Source organism: Luteimonas panaciterrae (assembly GCF_020511115.1).
Taxonomy (GTDB): Bacteria; Pseudomonadota; Gammaproteobacteria; order Xanthomonadales; family Xanthomonadaceae; genus Luteimonas; species Luteimonas panaciterrae.
On record NZ_JAJAVH010000008.1, the window covers coordinates 133379 to 160208 of the forward strand.

Below are 26830 nucleotides of genomic sequence, written 5' to 3' on the forward strand. Positions count from 1 at the left end.
CGAACCGGCCCGGTTTCGTGCGACGATCGCGGTGTCCGAAAAGAAAGCCGCATGACCGAAGACATCCACAATCCCAGCATCCGGCATCTCGACGTTCGCGCGCTCGATGCACGCCTGCACGATCTGCAGAAGCGCGCCTTCCAGCACTACGAGGCCGCCGCCGCACATGCGGAGGCCGAGCCTTCGCGAGCCGATGCGATCTATGCCGAAACGGAGCGCACGGTCGCGCCGTTGATCGCCGAAGCCAGGACCATCAGCGAGGAGCTCGCGCGTCGCCTGCGCGTGCGAGCGCACCGGTATCGGCTTGCCGCGCTCGTGGTCGCGGTCTTCGGAGTCGCTCTGGCGATCTGGCTGGCGACGAAGGGCTGAGCCAAGCGCTACGACGGCTGATCCGCATCGAGCCAGCCTCGGGCGATGGCGCTTTCGACATCGGCTTCGGTGTCGAGATCGAACTCCAGATCCGGCGCACGCAGCGTCCACACCGCGTCGTCGGGCAGCAATCGCAGGCGTCCGCCGAGACCGTGATCCGCCTGCAACCGCGCGGCCTCGGCCAGCAGTGACGGCGTGACCACGGCCGGAACTCCGCGCTTGTCCGCGTGCGATGTCGCCGCGCAACCCGATGATGCGCTGGCAGCACCTGTCAGCAATTGCTGGAGGTGTGTGATTTCGAGTGCCGATTGATCGCAGGCGAGGATCAACGTCGGCGCGCGATGTCCGACCAATGCGGCCGCGGCGGCGCGCAAACTACTGGCCATACCGCTTTGCCAATCCTCATTGATGACGATCTCGCAGGCGATGTCCGCCAGCGCGAGCTCGCAAGCATCACGATGTGCGCCGAGCACCACCAGCAGGCGTTGCGGATTCGTCCCGGATGCCAGACGCGCGGCGCGATGCAACAGCGTTTCGTCCGCGCGCCGCAGCAATTGCTTCGGGCGCCCCAGGCGACGGCTGCCACCCGCCGCCAACACGATGGCGGCATGCGATGCGGTCAAGCCACCGCCTCGGCGGGACGAGGATCAGGGTTGGAGGTGAGTTCTTCGCCAGACGCACGCCCCGGTTCCACCTCATGCAGATACGCCTGCAGTTGCGCGGCGATGCTCAGCGCGATCGCTTGTGGCCCCTGCCCGCCCAGCTTGAGGCCAATCGGCGAACGCAGGCGTGGCGTCAACACGGCGCGATGCGATGCCGGCAGCACGCGGAACAGATCCTCTCGGCGGCGCACCGGACCAAGCAGACCGACGAAGGGAATTGCATTCGCCGCCAACGCATCGAGCGCTTCGCGGTCGAGTTCGAAGTTGTGATGCATGACCAGCGCGGCATCGAACACCTGGTCCGCACGCACGGCATCCGCCGGCGTGGCATCGAGATGCCGATCCGCGAAGCGCGCCTGTCCGCGCCAGCGTTCGCGACGCTCGGCCAGCGTGGTCTTCCAGCCCATCTCGCGCAGCAGGGGTAACAACATCGGCGTTTCCGGGCCGGCACCGAGCACCAACACCTCGGGTGGGGCATCGATGCGCAGCGACCACGCCGTTGTCGTCGATCCCCACGCCACCGTCGTCGTCGCGATGCGCCAATCGCGCACCGTTCCCGCTGCGATGCATGCAACGGCGCCGTCGCGATCGATCTTCAAGTCCAGCGGCGCGCGCCCGCGCTGCCATGCGGCGAACGGCGCTTCCGCATCCGGCAGCTGCCGCAGCGGCAGCAACGCCAGACGCAACAGACCACGGCACCCGACCGCCGAACCGGACAGCATGTCCTCGTCCTCGCGCGTGTCGATTTCCAGCCAATGCAGTTGCCCTTCCCGTGCGGGCTCGCTGGCGATGCGCTCGATCGCCGGTTCAAGACAACCCCCGCTGAGCCAACCGACTTGCCCGTCGCTGGCGCCGAACAGCGCCATCGCGCCCGCGCGCGCGTACGTGGAGCCTTCGGTCTCCAGCACGACCACCAGCGTCGCCGCATCGCCGCGCTGCAAGGCCTGCAGCGCCGCTTCCATCACCATTCGATGTTCAGACATGAGGCTTGCGCAATTCCGACGCGGACGGGGCTGAGGCAACGATAGCGCCGGCCAGCCTCGAATGCCTATCCCCCGGTATCTCCGTCCGCAAAACTCAGCGTCGCATGCGCCGGAACTGGTTCGGCGCGACGCCTTCATGCCGCTTGAACGCGGTGGTGAAGTGGCTGTGGCTGGCGAAGCCGGTGGCCATGGCGATGGCGGTGATGCTCTGTCGCGTCCCGGCGAGCAGCGCCCTGGCGTGTGCCAGTCGCCGTTGGATCACGTATTGCGCGGGCGTGGTGCCGAAGGTGCCGCGGAACGCAACCAAGAGCCGGTGCACGCTCATCCCGGCCAGCGAGGCCAGCGTTTCCAGAACGATGCGTTTCGACAGATTCGCTTCGATGTAGTCCTCCAGCCACTGCCGTGTCTGCGGAGATAATTCGGCCGAATCGCCCTGCGCCGATGCATCGGCGGCCGCGCCGCCGTACTTGTCGAGCAGATGCAGCCCGATCATCTGGCTCAGCGAGGCACTCATCATCCTCGACAGATCATCGTCCCGGCCTACCTGTTCGGCGAGCCGCTGCGCGGCGAAGTAGAGGAATTCGTCGCGATGCATCAGCCGCGGCGGGATGTCGTGGAAATCGCGCGCGCGCCCGGTGAGTTCCTCGAAATACTCCGGCGCGATGCGGATCTCGGCGCAACGGTAACCACCGCCGCGAGCTTGGCTCGCGTACTTGCGGCCGGCGGGAATCAGCAACACATCGCCGACCGCCGTCGGCATGCGTCGCGCTTCGTGCCCTTCGATCTCGGCCACCAGATCGTGCATCTCGCCTTCGAAATGCACGATCAGCGTGTGTTCCTCGCCGTGGATCGCCCAATCGGTCGGCGAAAGAATCTGCTCCGAAAGCAGCGACAGTTCGAGCCCAGGCCAGGCAGCGAGCGTTTCGGTGCGGGGATTGATGTCTGCGGTCTCCACGGAAACATCGTCCGGAGAATTTGCAAGCATCGTGGACATTTTGGAAGCCCTCATCCAAGTCCCGTGGCCATCATATCCGGCATCGGGTCACAGACGGTGATGCGCAGGCATCACCATTCTTGACGAACAAAAATGCCGCAGTCGCACATCGCTGGCCGCGGCCGCCTAGCCAACCGTCCATCCGGAGAAAGCCATGGCCATCACGTTGAACATCAACGGCAAGGAACACAGCGTCGACGCCCCCGAAGACAAGCCCCTGCTCTGGGTGCTGCGCGACGATCTGCATATGACCGGCACCAAGTTCGGCTGCGGCGCGGCGTTGTGCGGCGCCTGCACCGTGCTGGTTGACGGCAGCCCGCGCCGCGCCTGCGTGATGCCGGCCTCCGCCGCCGCCGGCAAGCAGATCACCACTGTTGAAGGCATCGGCGCCACGCCGGTCGGCAAGAAGGTGCAGGACACCTGGGTGGCATTGAACGTGCCGCAATGCGGCTACTGCCAGTCCGGCCAGGTGGTGGCGGCCACGGCGCTACTCACCCTCAACCCCAAGCCGAACGATCGCGACATCGACGAGGCGATGTCGGGAAACATCTGCCGCTGCGGCATGTATCCACGCATCCGCCGTGCGATCCATGAGATCGCCGACAACGCAGCCTGAGGAGGTAGCGCCATGAAAGACGATACCAAGACACCTCTCGACGCACCCGGCACCTCGCGCCGCCGCTTCCTCAAGGCGACCGCCGTGGCCGGTGGTGGCCTGCTGATCGGCTTCCACCTCGTGCCGAGCGGACGCGCAGCGATGGCGGCGGAAACTGCCGGCGGAAAACCACTGCAACCGAACGCCTTCGTGCGCATCACTCCCGACGATCAGGTTACCGTCATCGTCGGCCATTCCGAACTCGGCCAGGGCACGTTGACGGCGATCTCGATGATGGTGGCCGAGGAACTCGACGCCGACTGGTCGCGCGTGCGCTACGAGCAGGCGCCGGCCGATCCGGCCTACAACCAGCCGGTGTTCCACACCCAGATCACCGGCGGCAGCATGTCGACCGGTTCGGAATACATGCAGCAGCGTCAGGCCGGCGCCGCCGCGCGTGCGTTGCTGGTCGCCGCCGCCGCCAAGCGCTGGGGCGTGGATGCCGCGAGTCTGCGTACCGAAGCCGGCAAGGTCCATGACGATGCCGGCAAGCGCAGCGCGCGCTACGGCGAACTGGTCGACGAAGCAGCGGCGCTGCCCGCGCCCGCGCTCGACACACTCAAGCTCAAGGACCGCAAGGATTTCAAGATCATCGGCAAGCCGCGGCAGCGGATGGATGCGGCGATCAAGGTCGACGGCAGCGCCCAGTTCGGCCTCGACGTCTATCTGCCGGGCATGTTGACCGCGATGCGCGTGCGGCCGCCGGTATTTGGCGGCAAGCTGCGAAGCTTCGACGCCAAGCAGGCGAAAGCGGTGCCCGGTGTGGTCGATGTGCTGCAGATTCCCACCGGCATCGCCATCATCGCCAAGGATTACTGGTCGGCCAAGAAAGGACGCGACGCTCTCGTCGTCGATTGGGACCCGACCGCCGGCGAGCGCCGCTCCACCGCGCAGATGCGCGCCGACTACGCCAAGCTGATGGATGCGCCGGGCGCGCTGGTGGCGCGCAACGATGGCGACATCGCCGCCGCGCAAAAGAACGCCAAGCAGACCCTGACGGCCGAATTCCCGTTCCCGTTCCTCGCGCACGTGCCGATGGAGCCGTACAACGCCGTGGTCGACCTGAAGGATGACGGCTGCGAGGTCTGGATCGGCACGCAGTGGCAGAGCGGCGACCAGTTGGCCATCGCGCAGGTGCTCGGGCTGAAGCCGGAGCAGGTGAAGCTCCACACCATGCTGGTCGGCGGCGGCTTCGGCCGGCGCACCAATCCGCCGATCGCGGCGGAAGCGGCGGAAGTGGCCAAGGCCGCGCGCGCGGCCGGCATCCAAGCCCCGGTCAAACTGATGTGGACGCGCGAGGACGACGTTCACGGCGGCTTCTATCGCCCGTTCGTGCATGCCCGCCTCAGCGCGACGCTGGACGAACACGGCCGGTTGTCGTCGTGGAGCGACCGTCACGCCGCGCAGGCGTTCCTGCCGGGCACGCCGTTCGAGGCGGCGATGAAGAACGGCATCGATCCGTCGAACAGCGAAGGCGCGGAGGACATGCCCTACGCCGTGCCGAACATGCACTTCAGCATCCACCAGCCCAAGTCCGACATTCCGCAGTGGTGGTGGCGTTCGGTCGGCCACTCCTTCAACGGCTTCATCGTCGAAACCTTCATCGACGAGCTGGCGCACGCCGCCGGCAAGGATCCTTATCAGTTTCGACGCGACCATCTCAAGGACGACCCGAAAAACACGCGCCTGCTCGGCGTGCTCGACGTCGTCACCAGCGCCGCGGGCTGGGACAAACCCTTGCCCAAGGGCGTGCATCGCGGTATCGCCGCGCATGCTTCCTACGGTTCCTTCGCCGGCCAGGTCATCGAGGTGAGCGTCGATGCCGACAAGCGGCTCACCGTGCACCGGGTGGTGGCTGTGATCGATTGCGGCGTGGTGATCAATCCCGATCTGGTCAGGGCGCAGGTGGAATCGGCCGTGATCTTCGGCCTGTCTGGCGCGCTGTTCCAGGAAATCACGCTGAAGGACGGTGTCGTCGAGCAGAACAACTACGACGATTACCCGGTGCTGCGCATGTACCAGACGCCGAGGATCGATGTGCATCTGGTCAACAGCGACGCGCCGCCCTCCGGTTGCGGGGAACCCGGCACCGAATGTGTCGCGCCGGCGCTCGCCAACGCGATCTTCGCTGCCACTGGCCAGCGCCTGCGCACCCTGCCGCTCAAACACCACCTGCAGATCGCCTGAGGAGGACGCCATGAACGTACGCAATCGCCCGCTGCGCATCGTCGCCCTGCTCGGGATCGTCTCCGCCGTCGCCGCTGCAATGGCCATCGCTGCGGAAAACGCCCCCAAGCCTGCCAAGTCCGTCAGCGATCCTGCGCTGTTCGATCCGATCGCCAGCGTGGTCATGCATCCGCGCTGCATGAACTGCCATCAGGTCGACTTCCCGCGCCAGACCGACGCCGGCATCCGCCATACCCAACTGGTGGTGCGCGGCACCGGCGGCACCAGCGCGCACGATGGTGGCCACGGCGCGCCGACCCTGCAATGCCAGACCTGCCACCAGGCCAGCAACACCGCCGACGGTCGCGTGCCCGGCACGCCGAACTGGCAGCTGGCGCCGGCATCGATGAAATGGGAAGGGCTGTCGAAGGCGCAGATCTGCGAACAGCTCAAGGATCCCGAGCGCAACGGCCATCGCACCACCGCCAAGTCCGTGGTCGAGCACATGGGCGCCTACGGCAGCCACACCGATCCGCTGGTATTGTGGGCGTGGAATCCCGGCGCCCATCGCAGCACCCCACCGATCAGCCACGCCGAGTTCGTCAAGGCGCTGGAAGCCTGGGCCGAAGCCGGCATGCCCTGCCCGTCAACGACCGACGCGCGCACCGCGGCGCGTTGATGCGCTGCGGCATCGCGGCCGACCGCATGACCGGCCGCGATGCTTTGCAGGATCGTGCCGGATTCTTGCAGGATCAGGCTATCCCGGCGTGAGCGCGCGATAGTGTCGCATGGCAATCTCCTTACATTCGGCGGCGGTGTCCCGCCCCCATTCGCGCACATTCCCTGGTGATCCCCCGATCACACCAGTCGGATGCCAGCGGGGGTAACATCCCGTCACCCCAGCCGTCGCCAGGGAGACGACCATGAAACTGCACGTCAACGGGACCGAGCGCGAAGTCGACGCGCCGGCCGACATGCCGCTGCTTTGGGTGCTGCGCGATCTGCTCGGCATGACCGGCACCAAGTTCGGTTGCGGCATCGCGCAATGCGGCGCCTGCACCGTCCACATCGACGGCGCGCCGCTGCGTGCCTGCGTCACGCCGGTCTCGGCCGTGGAAGGCAAGAAGATCACCACCATCGAAGGATTGTCGGCGGACGGCACCCATCCGGTGCAGAAGGCCTGGGCCGAACTCGACGTGGTGCAGTGCGGTTACTGCCAGTCCGGCCAGATCATGTCGGCCGCCGCGCTGTTGGCACAGGTGCCCAAGCCGACCGATGCCGACATCGACCAGGCACTGTCCGGCAACCTCTGCCGCTGCGGCACCTACCAGCGCATCCGCGCCGCGGTGCATCGCGCGGCCGAACTGAACACCTGATTCCATCCAAAGCCTTTTCCCTGCACGCAGGAGAAAGGTTGGAGTGAGGGGCGCGGCCCGACATCCTCGAACACCGCACACCCTGACTCCGTCTCCCTCATCCGGCCTACGGGCCACCCCTCAACCGCTTGTGGCGACTTCGATCCGGCAAGCGGGAGAAGGGAATCTGGAGGTTCTCATGAACGCAGTCCTCGATCCGGCCCGTCGCAACTTCCTCAAGACCAGCGCGCTTGTCGGCGGCGGCCTGGTGATCGGCTTCGTGGTCCCCGGCGCGAAGCGCTTCGCCCTGGCGCAGGAACCGGCCGCGGCCGCAACCGCCTTCGCGCCCAACGCCTTCCTGCGCATCGGCACCGACGACAGCGTGACCGTGCTGCTGGCCCACTCGGAAATGGGCCAGGGCATCTGGACCACGCTGCCGATGCTGATCGCCGAGGAGCTCGACGCAGACTGGTCGAAGATCAAGGTCGAGCACGCGCCCGCTGGCGATCCCTACAAGAGCACGTTGTTCGGCATCCAGATGACTGGCGGTTCCTCCACGACCTACAGCGAATTCGACCGCTACCGCCAGGCCGGCGCCACCGCACGCGCCCTGCTCGTGCAGGCCGCCGCCGCGCGCCTGAAAGTACCGGCCGACCAGATCCGCACCGAGAACGGCCACGTCATCGCCGGCGATCAACGCCTGCGCTACGGCGAACTCACCGACGAAGCGTCAAAGCTAACGGCACCCGATCCGAAATCGCTGAAGCTCAAGGAACCGAAGGACTGGAAGATCATCGGCAAGCCGACCAACCGCCTCGACACGCCGGAAAAGATCACCGGCCGTGCCCAGTTCGGCATGGACGTGCAGTTCGAAGGCCTGCGCACCGCCGTGGTGGCGCGCTCGCCGGTGTTCGGCGGCAAGGTGAAGTCCTTCGATGCCACCGCGGCGAAAGCGGTGCCTGGCGTGCGCGACGTGGTGCAGGTGCCGAGCGGCGTGGCCGTGATCGCCGATCACTACTGGGCCGCCAAGCTCGGCCGCGATGCGCTGAAGGTCGAATGGGACCTCGGCCCGCACGCGACGCTCGACACCGCCGCCCTGCGCGATCAGTTCACCAAGCTGGCGACCACACTCGGCGCGGTCGCCGCGCAGGCGGGCGATGCCGTCGCCGCAATGGCGAACGCGAAGAAAACCGTGGAAGTCGAATATGCGGTGCCCTATCTCGCGCATGCGCCGATGGAGCCGCTCAACTGCACGGTGAAGATCGACAGCGACAAGTGCGAAATCTGGACCGGTACCCAATTCCAGACCATCGATCAGCAAGTCGGCGCCAGGATCACCGGTTTGAAGCCGGAACAGGTCTTCGTCCATACCGCCTTCCTCGGCGGTGGCTTCGGCCGTCGCGCCACGCCGGCCTCCGATTTCGTCACCGAAGCGGTCGAAGTGGCGAAAGCCGCGAAGGCGCCGGTGAAGACGGTCTGGTCGCGCGAGGACGACATCCGCGGCGGCTACTACCGCCCCGCCTACGTGCAGCATGCCAAGGTCGGCCTCGACGCCGACGGCAAGCCGATCGCATGGCTGCAGACCCTGGTCGGGCAGTCGATCATCGCCGGCACGCCGTTCGCGTCGGCGATGATCAAGAACGGCGTCGATGCCACTTCCGTGGAAGGTGTCGCCGATTCGCCATACCTGGCGGGCACGCCGGCGCATCGCGTCGACCTGCACTCGCCGGACACCGGCATCCCGGTGCTGTGGTGGCGTTCGGTCGGCCACAGCTACAACGGCTTCGTGATGGAGAGCCTGGTCGACGAACTCGCGCACGCCGCCGGCAAGGACCCGCTCGAATACCGCCGCACGCTGCTCAAGGACCATCCACGCCATCTCGCCGCGCTGAACCTCGCCGCCGAGAAATTCGGCTGGGACAAGCCGCTGGCGAAAGGCCGCGGCAAGGGCATCGCCGTGCACGAATCCTTCGGCAGCTACGTCGCGCAGGCGGCGGAAGTCTCGGTGGAAGACGGCACAATCAAGGTACATCGCGTGGTCTGCGCGATCGACTGCGGCCTCGCCGTGAACCCCAGTGCCGTGGAAGCGCAGATGCAATCCGGCATCGCCTTCGGCCTCGGTGCCGCCCTGCACTCCAAGCTCACCTTCAAGGAAGGTCGCGTGCAGGAATCCAACTACCACGACTACACCGTCCTGCGCATGCACGAGATGCCGGTGGTGGAAGTCCACATCGTGCCGAGCACGGAAAAAATGGGGGGCGTCGGCGAACCCGGCACGCCGCCGATCGCACCGGCGGTGGCGAACGCGGTGTTCGCGCTCACCGGACAGCGACTGCGCGAACTGCCATTGCAGCTTGCAGCCACGCCCGCGACGAAAGCTTGAAGAGGAGAACGACGATGAAGCGTTCCGCCCTACTGTGTCTCGCCGTGCTCGCCCTCGCCGCCTGCGGCCAACGCGTCAGCCCGGAACAGAAGGCCAAGGCGATCGAAGCCTTCGCCACCGTCGAGAAAGTGTTCCAGCATCCGCGCTGCAGCAACTGCCACATCCCCGGTGACCAGCCGCTGCAGTTCGATGCCCAGACCCCGCACGCCATGAGCGTCGTCCGCGGCCCCGAAGGCAAGGGCGCGCCCGGCCTGCCTTGCAGCACCTGCCACGGCGTGCAGAACTCCCCCGCCAGCTACGGCCCGCATGCCCCGCCCGGCGCACCGAACTGGCACCTGCCCCCGCCCGATCACAAGATGGCCTGGATCGGACTGCCGGCGAAGGAACTGTGCGAGATGATCCAGGACAAGTCGAAGAACGGCGACCGCGACTTCGCCGCGCTGCTCAAGCATGTCAGCGAGGACAAGCTGGTGTTGTGGGGGTGGCAGCCGGGTGGCGAACGCAAGCCGGTGTCGGTGCCGCATGATCAGTTTGTGGCGGCGTTCAAGACTTGGGCTGATGCTGGTGGGCCTTGTCCGGAAGGTTGAGCTTTCGGTTCTTCGCTGCTTGCCATTGGTAGGAGCAAAGGCGTTTCGCCCCTGAAGGGGCGAGTTCATTTCTTTTGGGGCTTACCAAAAGAAATGAACTCGGCCGCGTAGCGGACGAAACGCTTTTGATTTTCGACAGCAACAGCCAAGAGCAAAGACACTGGATGACCAGCCATTCGGCTGTTAAAAACCCACCTTCGCGGGAATGACGAGCAACGGCAACGGCAACAGCCAAATGGATCCCAGCTTCCGCTGGGATGACGAGCGAAGGCTACGTCGCCTCAGCCACTACCCGCCGCCGCGACCGCCACCACCCCTCACCAGCAAAAATGGCCAAACTGATCCAAATAAACACAAACCCAATCAACCGATCCCGATCAAACGGCTCATGCAACACAAACACCCCGATCAAGAACTGCAACGTCGGCGCAATGTACTGCATCAACCCGATGATCGAATAAGGCACCCGCCGCACCGCATAAGCGAACCCGATCAACGGCAACGCCGTCAGCGCGCCCGCCAGCACCAGTAGCGCATCCATCCCGGTGCCCCATCCGGCGGAGAAGAACTGACCGGCCCCATGCGTCTCGCTCCACACCAACAGAGCGAGCGCCGGCAGGAATAGATACAGGCTCTCGATCCCGAGCCCGGGAATCGAATCCACCGCCACTATCTTGCGCACCAGTCCGTACAACCCGAACGAGCCGGCCAGCGCCAACGCGATCCACGGAAAACTGCCGTAGTTGAACGTCAGCCACAGCACGCCGATCGTCGCGATCCCCGCCGCCAGCCACTGCGCCGACGTCAGCTTCTCGCGCAGCAACAGCACGCCCAGCACCACGTTGAGCAGCGGATTGATGAAGTAACCGAGACTCGTCTCCACGACATGCCCCGCGTTCACCGCCCAGATGTACAGGCTCCAGTTGAACGCGATCAGCGTTCCGCTCAACGCCAGCAAGCCGGCGACGCGCGGCTGCGACAGCAACGCACGCCACCATTGCACGCCCTGCTTCCAGCACAGCCAGCCGACGACCAGGATCGTGCTCCACACCACGCGATGCAGCACGATCTGCAGCGACGGCACCGCCTTCAGGGCATGCCAGTACAACGGCATCAAACCCCAGAGCACGAAGGAAGCGGCCGCGGTCCACAAACCGCGGCGATCGAGGGCGAGCGTGGGCGTCATGCCGTTTCCTCGGCGGGGCGCTGCGTCGTCACCGTCTGCTTCTGCGCGCGCAGTTTGCCGAGCGTGATCGCGACCACGCCGAGCAGGATCACAGCCATCGCACCGATGTCGTGCGCGGTGAAGCGTTCACCCGCCAGCATCACACCGAGAACCACCGCGATCACCGGATTGACGTAGGCGTAGCTGCCGGCCAGCGCCGGACGCACGTTGTGCAGCAACCAGATGTACGCGGAGAACCCGATCAGCGAACCGAACAACAGCAGATAGCCCACCGACGCCAGCGCCTTGGGCGTGGGCACCGCCGCGAAGCGTTCGCCCAACAGCAACCCGACCACCAGCATCACGGCACCGCCGCACAGCATCTGCGCCGCCGCGCCCATGAAGGGCGTGGGCAGATCGCGGCCTCGGCTCCACACCGAACCGAATGCCCACACCACCGAGGCCACGAGCAACGCCACCAGCCCCCACGGCGTCGCCGTGAGGCTGCCACCGGCGTTGAGCCACAGCACGCCCACGAAGCCGATGCCCAGCCCCAGCCATTCGATGCGTGTCGGAGACTGGCCGCGCATCGCCGAGAACAGACCGATCCACAGCGGTGCCGAACCCACCGCCATCGCGGCCAGGCCCGAGGACACCGACTGCTCCGCGATGCACACCAAGCCATTGCCGCCACCCAGCAGCAACACGCCCATCAAGGCGCTGTTGCGCCACTGCCGTAGCGTCGGCGCCGGCATGCCGCGCAGCCGCAGGACGGCATACATCAAGCTGCCGGCGATCAGGAAGCGGATGCCTCCCATCAGCAGAGGCGGGAATCCGCCTTCGAGCGCGAAGCGAATGCCGAGGTAGGTCGACCCCCAGACCACGTACACGGCGGCAAGCGCGAGCGCGACGGCTAGGCCGCGCGGCATGGCGGAGACGGAAGAGGCAGACATGTGGGGTTCCAGAGTCGGAGCTGCGAGTCGCGCGGCGCGCGATCGGTTTCAACAGCTCCATGGGTGCAGACTAGCGGGACAGCAAGCACACTGCTTGAAATTTCGTGCATCCAAACGCGAAAATTTTGCATAGCTGGCTTGAGGACGATTCATGGCAGCGACACCTCCGATTCTCGACGAGTTCGACCACAAGCTGCTCGAGCTGCTGCAGCGCGACGCCGACACCACGCTGTCGGTGCTCGGCGATGCGGTCGGCCTATCAGCGAGCGCCGTGCAGCGCCGGCTGACGCGCTATCGCAAGAGCGGGCTGCTGCGTCAGGTGGCGGTGCTCGATCCGGCGCAACTCGGCAATCTCACCCTGGCCGCCGTGCTGGTGACGCTGGAACGCGAATCGGCCAAGAAACACACCGCCTTCCATGCCCGCATGCGCGCCGCGCCGGAAGTGCAGCAGTGCTACGTGCTGGCCGGCGACTGGGATTATCTGGTGATCCTGGCCACCACCAGCATCGCCCATTGCCGCGAGGTCGCCGAGCGCCTGTTCTACGACGAGGGCAACATCAAGCGCTACGACACCCGGTTCGTGTTCGACACGGTGAAGCTGGGCCTGCAGCTACCGACCCGGCCGCCGCCGCGCCGGCGCAAGTAGGACCGCGCCGGCGAAGCATCAGGCCGCATTGCCGCGGCCGGCATGCTCGCGCTGCAGCAGGCGGTCCTTCAGCGGCAAGCCCCAGCGATAACCGCCGAGCGAACCGTCGCCGCGAATCACGCGATGACAGGGCACGATCACCGCGATGCGGTTGTGCGCGCAGGCACTGGCGACCGCGCGCGTGGCGCGCGGCTCGCCCAGCCCCGCCGCGACTTCGGCATAGCTGCGCGTCTGTCCGGCCGGGATCTTCATCAGTGCATCCCAAACGCGCTTCTGGAACGCCGTGCCGAGCAGATCGACCGGCACCTGCGTGCGTTTGCCTGCGAGTGCATCCGCCACCGCGCGCACGCGCGGGGCCAGGAATTCGTCGCGTCCGGCATCGACGCGCTCAAGGTTCGCGTTCGGGAATTCGGTGCGCAGTTTCGCTTCGAGTTCGGCATTCTCGCCCGAAGAGGCCACGACCTCGACCATGCAGATTCCGCGCTCGGTGGCGGCGACGAGCGCACGGCCCAGCGCGGTGTCGATGACGCTCCAGCGGATCGCTTCACCGGCGCCGCCGGCGCGATAGCGCGCGGGCGTCATGCCGAGCTTGACCGCGCCGCCCTCGTACACGCGCGAGGGCGAGCCGTAGCCGGCGTCGTAAAGCGCGCCACTGATGTCGTCGCCTTCGCGCAAGGCCGCCTTCAGCAGTTCGAGTTTGCGCTGCGCGCTGTATTCGGCCGGGCTGAGGCCGAACTGCGCGCGGAAACGCCGCTGCAGATGCGAAGCGCTCAGGCCTACCGCGCCGGCCAGTTCGGCGAGCGAGAGATCGTCGCCTTCGAGCAGTTTGCGGGCGCGTTCTAGTTTGTCGTTGATTTTGTCCACGGCATGAACGATAACGGGCGCCCGAGGCGCCCGCTATCCGATTCTTGCACTGTCCTTCCCTCGCTCATGCGGGAGAAGAAAACCTGATCCGACAGCGATCAGTCAGCCCAATGTCCCGGCGTTTTCGCTTCAGGCAACACCTGTCCGGCCAGCGTGCGATCGTTGTGCAGCAGCTGGATCGCATCGCCGAGAATCGACGCGGATTCGCGCAGCAGCGGATCAGGTGCCTTCTCCGCCGCCTTCTCGCGCGCTGCGTCCTTGGCGATGTCGCGTTCGCTGTACGTCAGGCCATCGTCGGCGGCATCGTCGGCCAGCGGATCGAGCGGCAGACCAAGCGCCTTGCGCTGCTCCTGACGCGACTTGCGCTTGGCGTCCTGACGATCGCGCTCGGCGCGGCGCTCGGCTTCGTTGAGCGAGATGTATTTCTTCGCTTCCTCGGCGCGGAATTCGGCGACGTCTTCCTCGACCCACTGGAATTCCTTGTCGTTCGCCACGCGCGCCTTGTGCAGGGTATCGAGCCTGGGCAGCAGGATCGCGAAGTTGCCGTACTGCGTGTGCGGCACGCCGGCGATGCGGGTCCACGGCAAGGCGTTGTCGTAGGTGCTCTCGCCGAACTTGGAGGCGTCGACCATCACCGGGAACTGGATGTCCGGCACCACGCCCTTGTTCTGCGTGCTGCTGCCGCCGGGCAGGAAGAACTGCGCGATGGTCAGCTTCACCTGGCCGTAGCGCTTCTGTTCGTTGCCGGGCCAGCGGTCGAGGTCGACCAGGTTCTGCACGGTGCCCTTGCCGAAGGTGGTCTCGCCGATCACCAGACCGCGGCCGTAATCCTGGATGGCGCCCGCAAAGATTTCCGAAGCGGACGCGGAGCCGCGATTGACCAGCACGGCCAGCGGGCCGTCCCAGGAAACACCGGACTCGTCGTCGCTGTCCACGCCGACGCGACCGCCGGATTCGCGCACCTGCACCACCGGGCCCTTGTCGATGAACAGGCCGGTGAGTTCCACCGCTTCGTTGAGCGAACCGCCGCCGTTGTTGCGCAGGTCCAGCACCACGCCGTCGACCTTCTGCGCCTTGAACTGCTGCAGCAGCTTCGCCACGTCGCGCGTGGCCGAGGCGTAATCGCCGTTGTTCTTCCGGCGGCCATCGAAATCCTGATAGAACGCTTCAAGCTTGACCACGCCGATGCGGCGCTGCGGCTCGCCGTTGCCGGCGGGCAGATCGAGGATCTGCGATTTCGCCGCCTGCTCTTCCAGGCGGATGCGGGCGCGCGTGAGCACCACGCGCACCGGCTTGCTGTCGAGCGTGGCTTCGGCCGGCACGATGTCCAGGCGCACCTGCGTGCCGCTCTTGCCCTTGATCTTCTCGACCACGTCGTCAATGCGCCAGCCGATCACGTCTTCCATCGTGCCGCTGGTGCCCTGGCCGACGCCGACAATGCGATCGCCCGGCTTGAACTTCTTGCTGAGCGCGGCGGGGCCGCCGACGATCAGCTCGCGGATCACCACCACGTCGTCCTGCTTCTGCAGTTGCGCGCCGATGCCTTCCAGCGACAGCGACATGCTCTGGTTGAAGCGTTCGGCCTCGCGCGGATCGAAGTAGTCGGTATGCGGATCGATCGAGGACGCGTAGGCATTGAGGAAGCTGGAGAACGCGTCGTTGCCGTCGAGCTGGGCGATCGACGAAGCGTTGTTGGCGTAGCGCTTGTCGAGCGTCTTGCGGATGTCCTCCGGCTTCTTGCCGGCCAGCTTCAGGCGCAGCCAGTCGTTGCGCACGGACTGTTTCCACAGCGCGTCGAGTTCGGCCTCGTCCTTCGCCCACGGCGCGTCCTTGCGTTCGTAGTACCAACGGTCGTTACCGTTGAAGTCGAAGATGTCCTGATTGAGCAGCGCGCGCGCATAGGCGAGGCGCTGGCTCACGCGCTGCTTGTAGACGGCGAAGATGGCGAAGGCCGGATCGAGCTGGCCGTTCTTGACGGAATCGCCGAGGGTGTTCTTGTAGGGCTCGAACTTGGCGATGTCGGCGGCGGTGAAGAACACCTTGCTGCCGTCGAGCGCCTCGAGATAACGCTTGAAGATGTCCCCCGACAGATGCGCGTCCAGCGAACCGGGGCGATACGCGTAGCGGCTGTCGGACAGCAGTCCGTAGACCAGCTTGGACGTGGTGGCCTGATCGGCGCTGGCGGACGAGGGAATGGCCTTGTCTTCGCCGCGCGCCATCAGCACCAGTGGTACCGAGAGGGCCAGGGCAATCAGGGAAATGGACAGCGGGCGGGACAGATTCATGCGTTCACTCGATGATGGGCCGCGTCGGCGAACGTGTGGAGGCGCCGCTGCGGCCCTGGAAACCCGGCGGAGCCGGGCTGGAGGGTGTCCGGAGCCAATCGAATGCGCCACGGACGGTAGTACCACTATAGGGTCCGGTTTAGACGACGCAACAGTCCGAAAGTTGCGCCTTGGACCACTCTACCCGTGGCGATTGGAACGGTTGTGAATGAAACGTAGGCGGATCGTCCTCGTGCGGAGCCTCGCCCCGCTCCCATTCAGGCTCAGGCGGCGACGCCTGCCTCGGCCGCCTGCCGGTCGGCATGATAGGAGGAGCGCACCAGCGGCCCCGAGGCGACGTGGGTGAAGCCCAGCGACATGCCGTAGGTCTCCAGCGCCTTGAACTCCTCCGGCGTCCAGTAGCGCAGCACCGGGTGGTGGTGCGCGCTGGGCTGCAGGTACTGGCCTATGGTGACCATGTCCACATCGTGCGCGCGCAGGTCGCGCAGCGTGGCCTGTACCTGCTCCATGGTTTCGCCCAGCCCCAGCATGATGCCGGACTTGGTGGGCACCTCCGGATGCTGGCGCTTGAACTGCTGTAGCAGGGTCAGCGACCACTGGTAATCGGCGCCGGGGCGGACGTTGCGGTACAGGTCCGGCACGGTCTCGACGTTGTGGTTGAACACGTCCGGCGGATTGGTGGCCAGGATTTCCAGCGCGCGCTCCATGCGGCCCTTGCCGCGGAAGTCCGGCGTGAGGATCTCGATCTTGGTGTTCGGCGTCTTGGCGCGGATCTGGGCGATGCAGTCGACGAAGTGCTGGGCGCCGCCGTCACGCAGGTCGTCGCGGTCGACGCTGGTCACCACCACGTATTTCAGTCCCATGTCGGCGATGGTGTTGGCCAGATTCACCGGCTCGAACGGATCGGGCGGCTTGGGGCGGCCGTGGGCGACGTCGCAGAAGCTGCAGCGGCGCGTGCAGACCTCGCCGAGGATCATGAAGGTGGCGGTGCCGTGGCCGAAGCATTCGTGAATATTGGGGCAGCTCGCTTCCTCGCAGACCGTGACCAGGCGGTTCTCGCGCAGCTTGGCCTTGAGCGCGGCCACCGCGCCGTTGCTGGGAATGCGCACGCGAATCCACGATGGCTTGCGCAGCACGGGCGCGTCGACGAATTGCACCGGCGAACGCGCGATCTTGTCGCCGGCGACTTGTTTCACTCCCGCCTGCAGCGGACTCGCCTGTTGCGCCGCATCGGCGGAGACGACTTGGAGGGGAATCGCGCGGGGGGTGGTTTCGCTCATCGGAATCTCGGGAATCAGAAGCGGCGCCTGGCGACAGGCTCAGGCGGCTTGCGACAGATCGGGCAAACGCGGCTCGGCGTGCAGTTCGAGCCCGAACTGGCGGCCCAGCTCGGCCAGCAGCGGCGCCTTGACGGCGTCCAGGCCGGACGGTCCGCCCAAGTCTAGCACCGAGGTCACTTGCAGCCCGGCGTAGCCGCAGGGGTTGATGCGGTGGAACGGCTCCAGATCCATCGCCACGTTGAAGGCCAGCCCGTGGAAGGTGCAGCCGCGGCGCACGCGGATGCCGAGGGCGGCGACCTTGGCCTCATTCACGTACACGCCGGGCGCGCCGTCGCGGCGTTCGGCATGGATGTTCCAGATGGCCAGGGTGTCGATGATGGCCTGTTCGATGCGGGTGACGTAGTCGCGCACGCCCACTTTCAGACGCTTCAGGTCGAGCAGCGGGTAGACCACGATCTGCCCCGGCCCGTGATAGGTGACCTGGCCGCCGCGATCGACGTGCAGCACCGGAATCTCGCCCGGCATCAGCACGTGTTCGTCCTTCCCGGCCTGGCCGAGCGTGAAGACCGGATCGTGCTCGACCACCCACAACTCGTCGGGCGTGCCCTCGCCGCGCGCATCGGTGAAACGCTGCATCGCGCGCCAGACCGGCTCGTAGGGCTGCCGGCCAAGGTCGCGGACCACGGCGTGACGCAACTCCGTTCCGATGGCGCCTACAGCGTCCATTTCACTTCCGGGTGCGCGCGCAGGGCCTCGTGCGCGGCCTCGTACTGGACGCGGCTGTCGGCACGAAAGCGCAGCTTCACCGAGACGAACCTGCCACCGCTGGATTCGCGCCAGCTGATGGTTTCGTGCAGCACGTCGATGCCGGCGGCGGTCAGCAACCTGGGGATTTCCGTTTCCAGTCCCGCGCTCGCCGCGCCCATCGCGGTGATCTCGAACTCGCCCGGGAACTGGAATCCGTGCTCGGGGTTATCGGATATGATGTTCATGCCTCGATTATGCGGCCAGGGGGGCGTGATCCCAAGATCGCGCCAGGGTTCGCGGGCAACAGGAAGTTGAACACATCGTTCGTTTTTTCATTGGGACATAGGGGTAGTAACAGAATGAAAACCTTCACTGGCCACGCGCTGGCCATCGCGTGCTGCTGTCTGCTGCTCACCAGCCAGGACGCCTTCGCCAGAAAGAGCGCGCAACAGGAGCGCTCCGAGAAGACCACGCAGATCCCCACCTGCGGCAAGAAACTGGGCACGATCACCGTGCTCGAGCCGGAAAACCACTGGTGGTCCTCCTACCAGCTCGAATCGCCGGCTGCGCTGATCAAGCTATTCGTCAGCAAATCCAAGTGCTTCACCCTGGTCGACCGCGGCAAGGGCCTGGCGGCGATGCAGGCCGAGCGCGATCTCGCCTCCAGCGGTGAGCTGCGCAACCGTTCCAACCTGGGCAAGGGCCAGATGAAGGCGGCCGACTACGCCCTGGTGCCCGACCTGATCTCCAAGAATTCCGACGCCGGCGGCACCAACATCGGCGGCGCGCTGGGCGGGCTGCTCGGCGGCCGCGCCGGCCGCATCCTGGGCGGGGTCGACCTGAAGAAAAAGACCGCCGACGTGCTGCTGACCGTCACCGACATGCGCTCGTCCGAGCAGCTGGCGATGGCCGAAGGCCATGCCACCAAGACCGACATCGGCTTCAGCGGCGGCGGTTCCGGCTGGCTGTCGAGTACCCTCGCCGGCGGCGTGGGCGTGTCGAGCTACTCGAACACCGAGATCGGCCAGGTGATGACGCTCGCCTACCTGCAGGCCTACACCGACCTCGTCGCCGAACTGGGCGGCCTGCCCGAGAACGCCTCCGCCGCCAACGCGCAGCAGGCCGTGACCGTGAACAAGCCCGGCCGCCTGCTCAAGCAGTCCAATGGCAAGGGCGGCGCGGTGCGCGATCTCGATCCGGGCATGATGCTCTACCCCACCGGCAACAAGGACGGCGCGATGTGGGAAGTCGAGGACGAACTTGGCAACAAGGGCTGGGTCAGCTCGAACCTGATCGAACTCTCGCGCTGATCTCCGTCGTCATGACACACGAAAGGCCGGCAATGCCGGCCTTTTGTTTTGTGCGCGATGCGTGAAACGGGATTATTCGGAATCCCACCACATCCAGAACGAATCCCACAGGCGGCCGAAGAATCCAGCCTCCTCGATGCCGTCGAGCGCGACCAGCGGCGCGGTGGCGATCACCTTGCCGGCCAGCGCGACCTTCACCGTGCCGACCTTCTGGCCCTTCTTGATCGGCGCGACCAGCGTCTTGGGCACGTCCATGGTCGGCTTGAGCTGTGCGTACTTGCCGCGCGGGATACCGACGAGCAGTTCCTGCGCCACACCGAGCTGCACTTCCTCGGTCTGGCCCTTCCACACGCGCTGCTTCGAGATCACCTTGTTGGCGTCGTAGAGCTTGTGGGTTTCGTAGAAGCGGAAACCCCAGTTGAGCAGCGCCTGCGAATCCACCGCGCGCTGGTTCTCGCTGCTGTCGCCCATCACCACGCTGATCAGGCGCTGATCGCCGCGCTTGGCCGAGGCCATCAGGCAGTAACCGGCGGAAGAAGTGTGACCGGTCTTGATGCCGTCGACGCTCGGATCGCGCCACAGCAGCAGGTTGCGGTTGGTCTGCGGATTCATCGCGCCGACCTTGAATTCCTTGATCTTGTTGAAGCTGTAGGCCTCAGGGAAATCACGCACCAGGGCGCGACCGAGCAGCGCCAGATCGTGCGCCGTGGAGTAATGCCCTTCCGCCGCCAGGCCGGTGGCGTTGACAAAGTGCGAGTTCTTCATGCCGATGCGCTGGGCATAGGCGTTCATCAGGTTGGCGAACGCGCCTTCGCTGCCCGCGGCGTGTTCGGCGAGCGCGATGGCGGCATCGTTGCCCGACTGCACCACCATGCCCTTTTCCATCTCGATCAGCGGCGCGGTCTTGTTGACCTCGAAGCCGCTGTAGCTGCCGTCGGTGCCGGCACCGCCGGTGCGCCAGGCGTTCTCGCTCATCAGCACCTGATCGTCGCGCTTGATCTTGCCGGCCTTCAGTTCGGCGGCCAGCACATAGGACGTCATCACCTTGGTGATGCTGGCCGGTTCCACGCGCAGATCGGCGTTGTCGCCCGCCAGCACCTGCCCGGTGGCGTAATCCAGCAGCACCCAGGCCTTGGAGACCTTCGGCGCCGGCGCCGGCGGGATAGGCAGGTTATCGCTCAGCGCGGTCGTAGCGGCGGCCGCGGGCTTGGCGGCCGGCTGTGGCGTCTGGGCGACGGCCAGGCCCACGGCGAAAGTGAACGAGGTGGTGAACAGCGCGGCGGCGAACAGCGCACCACGTGCGACAACGGCGGTTTTCATCGACAACGGAACTCCAAAGACGATCACGGCGCCGGACTCGACGCCAAATTGAATAAAGCATTGGAAAGTCCGCACATCGAACCGCGCCGTCAACGCGGTGAGGTGTGCGGGCTCTTGCGGAGGGACCCGCGTCCCTAAATTCTAATCGCGAACGACCTGCGGCTGGCCGAATCCCAGACCAACGACGCGGCTCGACAGTTCCGCGACACGCCCGTTATCGACCGGACCGACGCGCAGCCGCCAGATCGGCTTGCCGGCGGAAGTGCCGTCGAACAGGCGCGCGTCGGACACGCCGGCGCCCTTGAGCATCGACAGCGCGCGTTCCGCGTTGGCCCGCGCGCCGAAGGCGGCGACCTGCAGCGTCACACCGTCTTTCGCGGCCATCCGCACCGACGGCGCGGGTTCCGTCGCGGCGGCAATGGATTCCTTCGCGACCGGAACCTCGGCGCGGCGGGCCTCCATCCGGGCCTCTTTCCGCGCTTCCTTGGCCGGCTTGTGCGTCGCGGCCAGCCGGGCTTCGGGCGATGCCGAGCCGTAGGGATCCGGCTTCCCGGCCTTGCCGGTCGCCACACGGGCGCGGCGAGCCTTCATCCAGGCATCGAATTCGTCGGCGGTCATGGCGCGGCCGTCCTGGCGCATGTCGAAACGCCAGTCGAGATCGCTGGAAGCGGGCGGCGGCGTCTTGTCGGTGCTGGATGCCGCCGTTCGCGAGCCGGCGCTGGCGACAGTGGTCGGCTGCCGTTCGCTGGCGTTGGCGCTAGCGATCGGCAGGGCCTGCACCAAGGTGTCGATGGCGCTGGAAGAGGCGGTCGTCGCGCTCGAAGCCGCACCCGCGCGCAGCGACGCGGGCTTGCCGGTGGCGATGCGCACACCCGGCGGAAGCCCGGTCGTGCCGCTATCGGCAACGGGCTTCGCAGCCGGCTCGCGCCGCGAGGCGACGGCATCGTAATCGTTGCGCGCGTTCTCACCGGGACTCAGACCGACCACTTCGACATTGCCAGTGCCGCGCGGATGGATGCCGAGCTTCACCGCCGCCGCGTAACTCAGATCGATCAGGCGCCCGTCGTGGAACGGCCCGCGATCGTTGACGCGAACCACCACCGACTTGCCGTTGTCGAGATTGGTCACGCGCGCGAAGCTCGGCAGCGGCAGCGTCTTGTGCGCCGCGGTGAAGGCGTACATGTCGTACACCTCGAGATTGGAGGTGCGGCGGCCGTGGAATTTGTTGCCGTAGTACGAGGCGGTGCCCTTCTCGTCGTAGCCCTTGGCGCTGTCGAGCACCCGGTACGATTTGCCCAGCACCTTGTACGGCGTGCGGTTGCCGTAGGAAGACCGCGGTTCGTCGACGACATCGGGCTCGGGAATCGCATCGACGTCCGGAATATGGTCCGGCGCGCTGTCGGCGACGCCCGGCGCATACAAACCGCCGCGCGTGTAGTTGCCGCGCTTGCTCGGATCTTCCTGCGCCGGCGCATACGGCGAACGCTTGTTGCGCCCCGACGGGAGCGCCGAACGTCCGATCGAGCCTTTCTCAGGCAGCGCCACGGCTTCGGAAGCGGATTTCTTGGGGTTGCTGGCGCAAGACGCCAGCACGAGCGGCATCGAGACCAGGATCGCCGACGAGAGCAGCAGTCGTCTCATGACGTGCCGCTGCCAACCGTACCGTTACGGATGGCCTGCGCCAGCTGATAGACGGCGAGCGAGTACATCGGGGAACGATTGTAGCGGCTGATGACGTAGAAGTTCCGATAGCCGAACCAGTACTCCTTGCCCGCCTCGCCATCGAGCGAGAGCAGCGTGGCGCCCTCGACCACCGGCTCGCCGGGCTGCGGGCGATAGCCGCGCGCGGCGAAATAGGCCTGCGGATAGATCGGGTCCAGCGCCTTCGGGTCACCTTCCGGCACGAAATCGGCAGCCTCGGGCGCGCGCGTCACGCGTGCGACCACCGCGCCGCCGCGCTCCCAGCCATGCGCGACGAAATAGTTGGCGATGGAGGCGAACACGTCGGGTTTGTGCGTGAGCAGATCGCGCCGGCCATCGCCGTCGCCATCCTTGCCCCAGTTGCGCCAGCTCGACGGCATGAACTGGCCCATGCCCATGGCGCCGGCATAGCTGCCTTTCAGCGTCAGGATATCGAGCTGCGGCTCTTCCTTCACCAGCCCGAACAGCTGCGCCAATTCGCCCGCGAAGAACGGTGCGCGCTTGGGATGCCAGAACGCCAGCGTGTACAGCGCGTCGATCACGCGATAGCTGCCGGTGTTCTTCCCGTAATTGGTTTCCACGCCGATGATCGCGACGATCATCTCCGCGGGCACGCCGGTCTCGGCGCTGATGCGGTCGAGCGCCTCGCGATTCTCGGCGTAGAACGCGCGGCCGCCCTCGATGCGCGCGTCGGTCATGAAGATCGGGCGATAGTCGCGCCACGGCTTCACCGCTTCGGCCGGGCGCGTGATCGCGTCGATGATCTTCTGCTGATACACCGCCTGCGCCAGCGTCGAACGGATGAAGTTCGGATCGACGCCGTAGGTCTGCGCGGTGTAATCGACGAAGGCGGCGACGCGCTGCTCCATCGGGATCGCCGGATCGGTCACCGACGGCGGCGCCACCGGACGTTCCGGCGGCTGCGGCACTTTCGGCAGCAACGTCTGCGTGACTGGCGTCGTCACCGCTGTCGGTGCGGCGACCTTGCTAGTCGAGGAAGGAGGGACCGCCTGCGTCGCGCACGCGGCCAGCGCGAGCGGGATCAGAACGATGAACGGTGCGGAGGCGTGCAATGCGGAGGCGTGGGCGCGTCGGATCATCGGCGCGAGGGTAGCACGCGTGCGCGATGACGGCTGACCGCGTGTTCAGCCTCGATTGTTAAGCACGATCGCTAAATCGAGTGCTACGCATGAATCGGCCGATGATTGCGCACCGCCATCACCACGCCGATGCCGGCCAGCAATGACACCGCCGCGGTTCCGCCGTAACTGAGCAATGGCATCGGCACGCCGACCACGGGCAACAGGCCGGAAATCATGCCGCCGTTGACGATCACGTAGACGAAGAAGGCGAGGCCGAGACTGCCCGCGAGCAATCGCGAATAGCCGTCGCGCGATTCGGCCGCGATCCACAGACATCGGCCGACGATGAACAGGTACAGCGCCAGCACCACGGCGACGCCCATCCAGCCGAATTCCTCCGACAACACCGCGAAGATGAAGTCGGTGGTGTGCTCGGGCAGGTAGTTCAGATGTGATTGCGAGCCCTGCCCCCAGCCCTGCCCGGTCATGCCACCGGAGCCGATCGCGATCTTCGACTGGATGATGTTCCAGCCGGTGCCGAGCGGATCGGATTCGGGATCGAGGAAGGTGAGGATGCGGTCCTTCTGATACGGCCGCAGGAACCAGAACCAGGCGATCGGCGCCGCCGCCGCGATGCCGCCGAAGCCGAGCGCGAACCACCACCACGGCAATCCGGCCAGGAATAGCACGAACGCGCCGCTGATCGCGACCAGCATCGCCGTGCCGAAATCCGGTTGCAGCATCACGAGCCCCGTCGGCACGAGGATGATGACGGCGGTGATCAGCACGGTGCCGATGCGCGGCGGCAGCCACTGACGATCGAGATACCAGGCCGCCATCATCGGCAGGCTGAGTTTGAGCAGTTCGGAAGGCTGGAAATAGAACAGTTTGAGATCGAGCCAGTGCCGGCCGTGCTTGCCGGTGCCGATCGCCAGCACGAGCAATAGCGGGATCAGCGTGGCGGCGAACACCGTCGGCGTGAGATCGCGCAGGCGCAGCGGCGACATCCACGACAGCGCCCACATCGCGCCGAGACCAACCACGTAACGCGCGCTCTGCGCGATCACCAGCTGCATGCCGTTGTCGCCGCCGGCGCTGTAGAGCACGGCGAGCGCGATCGCCATCAGGGCGACGAGTGGCGCGATCAAAGCCCAATCGAGCGTACGGGTAACGCGGAGGAACAGGTCGAGGAGCCAACGCAAGATGATGCTCAATGCGTGGCTCCTGTTTGCGCGGCGGAAGCATCTGTTGTGATCGCCGCCGGATCGATGTCTTCTCCAACCGCATCGGCCGTTTCGATCGGCTCAACCGCGGAGGGCAACACGGACGAAGGCGCCGCGCCCGACACCGGCAGGAACCGGCGTGTCCGCTCCCGCACCGCGTCCTCGGGCTTCGGCGGCAACATGCCCGCTTCCGCGGCGGCGACCGCTTCCGCGCCGATCGCGGTGAAGGGAATGCTGTCCGGATCGCGCTCGGGCAATTTGCCGAGCAGCCAGGTGTCGAACACCTTGCGTGCCACCGGCGCGGCGGCGCTGCCGCCGAAGCCGCCGTGCTCGACGATCACGGCGATCGCGATCTGCGGATCCTCCGCAGGTGCGTAGCCGACGAACCAGGCCTGATGGCGCAGATGCAGCGGCAGGCTGTGCGGATTGAGGCTGACATTGCCGCGGCGGCTGATCTTCTGCGCCGTGCCGGTCTTGCCGGCCATGCGATACGGCGCACCGCGCGCCATCGCGCGGCCGGTGCCGCCCGGATCGTAGATCGTGCCTTCCATGCCGCCCTGGATTTCGCGCACGTAGCCGACATGCGACGTGAGCGCCGTCGGCGCCGGCTGCGGTATCGGCGTCCACGGCTTGTCGAAACCGTCGCGGCGATCGCGCGCCAGATGCGGGCGATGCCCCTGCCCGTTGTCGGCGATCGCGGCCACGCCGCGCGCGAGCTGCAGCGTGGTCGCGATCCAGTAGCCCTGGCCGATGCCGGAGATCACCGTCTCGCCGGCATACCACGGCTCCTTGCTGTGCTTGGCCTTCCACTGCGGTGACGGCACGATGCCGTCGTTCTCGCCCATCATGTCGATGCCGGTCGGCTGGCCGAATCCGTAGCGGCGCATATAGCTGTCGAAACGGGCGATGCCCATGTCGTAGGCGAGCTTGTAGTAGTAGTAGTTCACCGATTGCGCGATCGACTTGCGCAGATTGGTCATGCCGGCGCCGCCGTGCGCGTCGCGATAGCCGCGCTTCTGTCCCGGAATGTGGAACTCGCCGGTGGAGTACACCTGGGATTGCGGCGTGCGCAGGCCGCTCTCCAGGCCGGCCAGGGCCACGAACGGCTTGATCGTCGATCCCGGCGGACCACCGCCGAGCACGTTGCGGTTGAACAGCGGCCGCGACGGGTTGTCCATCAGGCGCCGGTAGTCGGTGTTGGAGATGCCGTTGACGAACAGATTCGGGTCGTAGCTGGGCAGGCTGACCATGGCGAGGATCTCGCCGGTCTTGGGATCGATCGCCACGGCGGCGCCGTCGTTGTCGCCGAAGGCGTCCACCATCGCGCGCTGCAGATCGGCATCCACGGACAGACGCAGATCGGTGCCGGCGGTGGCGGGCACGCGTCCGACACGGCCCAGCGGCCGCCCCTCGACGTTGGTCTTCACTTCCTCGAAGCCGATCTTGCCACGCAGTATTTCGTCGTAGAAACGCTCGATGCCCGAACGCCCGGTATGCGTGAACACGCCGTGCTCGGCGCCGAAGGCGGCAATGTCCTTCTCGTCGGTGCGGCCGACGTAGCCGACGATATGCGCGAACAGCTCGCCGTAGGGATAGCGACGCGTGAGATACGGCTCGACCGTCACGCCGGGGAAGCGCCACTGGTCGACGGCGAAGCGCGAGATTTCCTCGGGCGTGAGCCGCAGCTTCAGCGTGACGGCGTTGAAGCCGCGCTTGGCCTTGCGCACGCGCTCGAACTGGGCGATGTCGTCGGGCGTGAGCGCGATGATCTTCGACAGATGCTCGATCAACACCTTCGTGTCGCCGGCCGTCTCCGGCACCACGTCCAAGCGGAATGCCGGCACGTTGTCGGCGAGGATGCGGCCCTTGCGGTCGTAGATCAGCCCGCGCGCCGGCACCACGGGACGCGGCTTGACGCGATTGGCTTCCGAGCGCTTGGCGTAGTCGGCGTGATCGACTACCTGCAGCTTGAAGTACCACCCCGCCAATCCGCCCAGGCACAGCACCACGACCGCGAATCCGAGCAGGGCGCGCAGGCGGAACTGCGCCGATTCCGCGTGCTGGTTCTTGATCCGTTGGCGTTGTGGCCGCCGCATCACA

The 26830-nt window shown here is 66.3% G+C and carries 24 protein-coding genes; 9 read left to right on the forward strand and 15 right to left on the reverse strand.

From position 1 onward, the window contains the following. The first annotated feature begins 51 nt into the window (after positions 1-51). Positions 52-369 (forward strand): hypothetical protein, encoded by a 318-nt coding sequence (locus LG367_RS11520; protein WP_226469400.1) that lies wholly within the window; start codon positions 52-54, stop codon positions 367-369. An 8-nt stretch (positions 370-377) separates the two neighbouring features. On the opposite strand, the gene LG367_RS11525 is transcribed toward LG367_RS11520, so the two are convergent. The 3 genes from LG367_RS11525 to LG367_RS18640 all read right to left on the reverse strand — a co-directional run bounded on the left by LG367_RS11525 (position 378) and on the right by LG367_RS18640 (position 2969). Continuing rightward, positions 378-992 carry a nucleotidyltransferase family protein gene (locus LG367_RS11525; RefSeq protein ID WP_226469401.1) on the reverse strand — a complete coding sequence of 205 codons (615 nt, stop codon included), beginning with the start codon at positions 990-992 and terminating at the stop codon, positions 378-380. Beyond that, positions 989-2014, reverse strand: coding sequence for an XdhC family protein (locus tag LG367_RS11530; protein WP_226469402.1), 1026 nt, complete (start codon positions 2012-2014; stop codon positions 989-991). The genes LG367_RS11525 and LG367_RS11530 overlap by 4 nt, the downstream gene beginning before the upstream one ends. A gap of 94 nt (positions 2015-2108) precedes the next feature. Next, positions 2109-2969: a helix-turn-helix transcriptional regulator gene (locus tag LG367_RS18640; RefSeq protein WP_226469403.1), complete on the reverse strand. Its 861-nt coding sequence runs from the start codon at positions 2967-2969 to the stop codon at positions 2109-2111. A gap of 193 nt (positions 2970-3162) precedes the next feature. Here LG367_RS18640 and LG367_RS11540 point away from each other — a divergent pair, with 193 nt between their 5' ends. From LG367_RS11540 to LG367_RS11565, 6 genes are all read left to right on the forward strand, one after another. Beyond that, the gene (locus tag LG367_RS11540) at positions 3163-3624 is read left to right on the forward strand and encodes a (2Fe-2S)-binding protein (RefSeq protein ID WP_226469404.1); all 462 of its coding nucleotides are present in this window, start codon (positions 3163-3165) and stop codon (positions 3622-3624) included. Between the two features lie 12 nt (positions 3625-3636). Further along, positions 3637-5850 (forward strand): xanthine dehydrogenase family protein molybdopterin-binding subunit, encoded by a 2214-nt coding sequence (locus LG367_RS11545; RefSeq protein ID WP_226469405.1) that lies wholly within the window; start codon positions 3637-3639, stop codon positions 5848-5850. A gap of 10 nt (positions 5851-5860) precedes the next feature. Beyond that, positions 5861-6508: a hypothetical protein gene (locus tag LG367_RS11550; protein ID WP_226469406.1), complete on the forward strand. Its 648-nt coding sequence runs from the start codon at positions 5861-5863 to the stop codon at positions 6506-6508. A gap of 244 nt (positions 6509-6752) precedes the next feature. Beyond that, positions 6753-7205, forward strand: coding sequence for a (2Fe-2S)-binding protein (locus tag LG367_RS11555; protein ID WP_226469407.1), 453 nt, complete (start codon positions 6753-6755; stop codon positions 7203-7205). Positions 7206-7383: 178 nt separating this feature from the next. Next, positions 7384-9567, forward strand: a complete 2184-nt coding sequence (locus tag LG367_RS11560) for a xanthine dehydrogenase family protein molybdopterin-binding subunit (RefSeq protein ID WP_226469408.1) — start codon at positions 7384-7386, stop codon at positions 9565-9567. A gap of 14 nt (positions 9568-9581) precedes the next feature. Next, positions 9582-10154, forward strand: a complete 573-nt coding sequence (locus tag LG367_RS11565) for a hypothetical protein (RefSeq protein WP_226469409.1) — start codon at positions 9582-9584, stop codon at positions 10152-10154. Positions 10155-10425: 271 nt separating this feature from the next. Here LG367_RS11565 and rarD read toward each other — a convergent pair whose 3' ends face one another. After that, the gene (rarD, locus tag LG367_RS11570) at positions 10426-11340 is read right to left on the reverse strand and encodes an EamA family transporter RarD (RefSeq protein WP_226469410.1); all 915 of its coding nucleotides are present in this window, start codon (positions 11338-11340) and stop codon (positions 10426-10428) included. Continuing rightward, entirely contained in the window at positions 11337-12272 is a 936-nt protein-coding gene (gene yedA, locus LG367_RS11575) for a drug/metabolite exporter YedA (RefSeq protein WP_226469411.1), read from the reverse strand. Before yedA ends, rarD begins: the two co-directional genes overlap by 4 nt. 151 nt (positions 12273-12423) lie before the next feature. Here yedA and LG367_RS11580 point away from each other — a divergent pair, with 151 nt between their 5' ends. Then, positions 12424-12918: an Lrp/AsnC family transcriptional regulator gene (locus LG367_RS11580; RefSeq protein ID WP_226469412.1), complete on the forward strand. Its 495-nt coding sequence runs from the start codon at positions 12424-12426 to the stop codon at positions 12916-12918. Between the two features lie 18 nt (positions 12919-12936). Here the strand turns inward: LG367_RS11580 and LG367_RS18645 are convergent, their stop codons facing one another. The 5 genes from LG367_RS18645 to LG367_RS11610 all read right to left on the reverse strand — a co-directional run bounded on the left by LG367_RS18645 (position 12937) and on the right by LG367_RS11610 (position 18339). After that, positions 12937-13782: a methylated-DNA--[protein]-cysteine S-methyltransferase gene (locus LG367_RS18645; protein ID WP_319004021.1), complete on the reverse strand. Its 846-nt coding sequence runs from the start codon at positions 13780-13782 to the stop codon at positions 12937-12939. Between the two features lie 98 nt (positions 13783-13880). After that, complete coding sequence (locus LG367_RS11595; RefSeq protein ID WP_226469413.1) at positions 13881-16067, reverse strand: carboxy terminal-processing peptidase; 2187 nt, start codon at positions 16065-16067, stop codon at positions 13881-13883. Between the two features lie 263 nt (positions 16068-16330). Further along, a complete protein-coding gene (gene lipA / locus LG367_RS11600; RefSeq protein WP_226469414.1) occupies positions 16331-17347 on the reverse strand; it encodes a lipoyl synthase in 1017 nt (338 codons plus the stop codon). 39 nt (positions 17348-17386) lie between these two features. Further along, positions 17387-18073, reverse strand: a complete 687-nt coding sequence (lipB, locus tag LG367_RS11605) for a lipoyl(octanoyl) transferase LipB (protein ID WP_226469415.1) — start codon at positions 18071-18073, stop codon at positions 17387-17389. Further along, on the reverse strand, positions 18061-18339 hold the full coding sequence (locus LG367_RS11610; protein WP_226469416.1) for a DUF493 family protein: 279 nt from the start codon (positions 18337-18339) through the stop codon (positions 18061-18063). The genes lipB and LG367_RS11610 overlap by 13 nt, the downstream gene beginning before the upstream one ends. 114 nt (positions 18340-18453) lie before the next feature. On the opposite strand from LG367_RS11610, the gene LG367_RS11615 reads away from it, so the two are divergent. Continuing rightward, complete coding sequence (locus LG367_RS11615) at positions 18454-19404, forward strand: CsgG/HfaB family protein (RefSeq protein WP_226469417.1); 951 nt, start codon at positions 18454-18456, stop codon at positions 19402-19404. A 72-nt stretch (positions 19405-19476) separates the two neighbouring features. On the opposite strand, the gene LG367_RS11620 is transcribed toward LG367_RS11615, so the two are convergent. The 5 genes from LG367_RS11620 to mrdA all read right to left on the reverse strand — a co-directional run bounded on the left by LG367_RS11620 (position 19477) and on the right by mrdA (position 26826). Beyond that, on the reverse strand, positions 19477-20724 hold the full coding sequence (locus tag LG367_RS11620) for a D-alanyl-D-alanine carboxypeptidase family protein (protein WP_226469418.1): 1248 nt from the start codon (positions 20722-20724) through the stop codon (positions 19477-19479). A 141-nt stretch (positions 20725-20865) separates the two neighbouring features. Further along, positions 20866-22365 (reverse strand): septal ring lytic transglycosylase RlpA family protein, encoded by a 1500-nt coding sequence (locus LG367_RS11625; RefSeq protein WP_226469419.1) that lies wholly within the window; start codon positions 22363-22365, stop codon positions 20866-20868. Further along, positions 22362-23525: a lytic murein transglycosylase B gene (gene mltB, locus LG367_RS11630; RefSeq protein WP_226469420.1), complete on the reverse strand. Its 1164-nt coding sequence runs from the start codon at positions 23523-23525 to the stop codon at positions 22362-22364. The genes LG367_RS11625 and mltB overlap by 4 nt, the downstream gene beginning before the upstream one ends. Before the next feature lie 83 nt (positions 23526-23608). After that, entirely contained in the window at positions 23609-24721 is a 1113-nt protein-coding gene (rodA, locus tag LG367_RS11635) for a rod shape-determining protein RodA (RefSeq protein WP_226469421.1), read from the reverse strand. Then, on the reverse strand, positions 24718-26826 hold the full coding sequence (gene mrdA, locus LG367_RS11640; RefSeq protein ID WP_319004022.1) for a penicillin-binding protein 2: 2109 nt from the start codon (positions 26824-26826) through the stop codon (positions 24718-24720). The genes rodA and mrdA overlap by 4 nt, the downstream gene beginning before the upstream one ends. Positions 26827-26830 lie beyond the last annotated feature (4 nt).

What these genes read in the sequence shown, in the direction of transcription:
- LG367_RS11520 (WP_226469400.1), top strand. Translation starts at nt 52, where the DNA reads ATGACCGAAGACATCCACAATCCCAGCATCCGGCATCTCGACGTTCGC.
- LG367_RS11530 (WP_226469402.1), bottom strand. Translation starts at nt 2,014, where the DNA reads ATGTCTGAACATCGAATGGTGATGGAAGCGGCGCTGCAGGCCTTGCAG.
- LG367_RS11540 (WP_226469404.1), top strand. Translation starts at nt 3,163, where the DNA reads ATGGCCATCACGTTGAACATCAACGGCAAGGAACACAGCGTCGACGCC.
- LG367_RS11545 (WP_226469405.1), top strand. Translation starts at nt 3,637, where the DNA reads ATGAAAGACGATACCAAGACACCTCTCGACGCACCCGGCACCTCGCGC.
- LG367_RS11550 (WP_226469406.1), top strand. Translation starts at nt 5,861, where the DNA reads ATGAACGTACGCAATCGCCCGCTGCGCATCGTCGCCCTGCTCGGGATC.
- LG367_RS11555 (WP_226469407.1), top strand. Translation starts at nt 6,753, where the DNA reads ATGAAACTGCACGTCAACGGGACCGAGCGCGAAGTCGACGCGCCGGCC.
- LG367_RS11560 (WP_226469408.1), top strand. Translation starts at nt 7,384, where the DNA reads ATGAACGCAGTCCTCGATCCGGCCCGTCGCAACTTCCTCAAGACCAGC.
- LG367_RS11565 (WP_226469409.1), top strand. Translation starts at nt 9,582, where the DNA reads ATGAAGCGTTCCGCCCTACTGTGTCTCGCCGTGCTCGCCCTCGCCGCC.
- rarD (WP_226469410.1), bottom strand. Translation starts at nt 11,340, where the DNA reads ATGACGCCCACGCTCGCCCTCGATCGCCGCGGTTTGTGGACCGCGGCC.
- yedA (WP_226469411.1), bottom strand. Translation starts at nt 12,272, where the DNA reads ATGTCTGCCTCTTCCGTCTCCGCCATGCCGCGCGGCCTAGCCGTCGCG.
- LG367_RS11580 (WP_226469412.1), top strand. Translation starts at nt 12,424, where the DNA reads ATGGCAGCGACACCTCCGATTCTCGACGAGTTCGACCACAAGCTGCTC.
- LG367_RS11595 (WP_226469413.1), bottom strand. Translation starts at nt 16,067, where the DNA reads ATGAATCTGTCCCGCCCGCTGTCCATTTCCCTGATTGCCCTGGCCCTC.
- lipA (WP_226469414.1), bottom strand. Translation starts at nt 17,347, where the DNA reads ATGAGCGAAACCACCCCCCGCGCGATTCCCCTCCAAGTCGTCTCCGCC.
- lipB (WP_226469415.1), bottom strand. Translation starts at nt 18,073, where the DNA reads ATGGACGCTGTAGGCGCCATCGGAACGGAGTTGCGTCACGCCGTGGTC.
- LG367_RS11610 (WP_226469416.1), bottom strand. Translation starts at nt 18,339, where the DNA reads ATGAACATCATATCCGATAACCCCGAGCACGGATTCCAGTTCCCGGGC.
- LG367_RS11615 (WP_226469417.1), top strand. Translation starts at nt 18,454, where the DNA reads ATGAAAACCTTCACTGGCCACGCGCTGGCCATCGCGTGCTGCTGTCTG.
- LG367_RS11620 (WP_226469418.1), bottom strand. Translation starts at nt 20,724, where the DNA reads ATGAAAACCGCCGTTGTCGCACGTGGTGCGCTGTTCGCCGCCGCGCTG.
- LG367_RS11625 (WP_226469419.1), bottom strand. Translation starts at nt 22,365, where the DNA reads ATGAGACGACTGCTGCTCTCGTCGGCGATCCTGGTCTCGATGCCGCTC.
- mltB (WP_226469420.1), bottom strand. Translation starts at nt 23,525, where the DNA reads ATGATCCGACGCGCCCACGCCTCCGCATTGCACGCCTCCGCACCGTTC.
- mrdA (WP_319004022.1), bottom strand. Translation starts at nt 26,826, where the DNA reads ATGCGGCGGCCACAACGCCAACGGATCAAGAACCAGCACGCGGAATCG.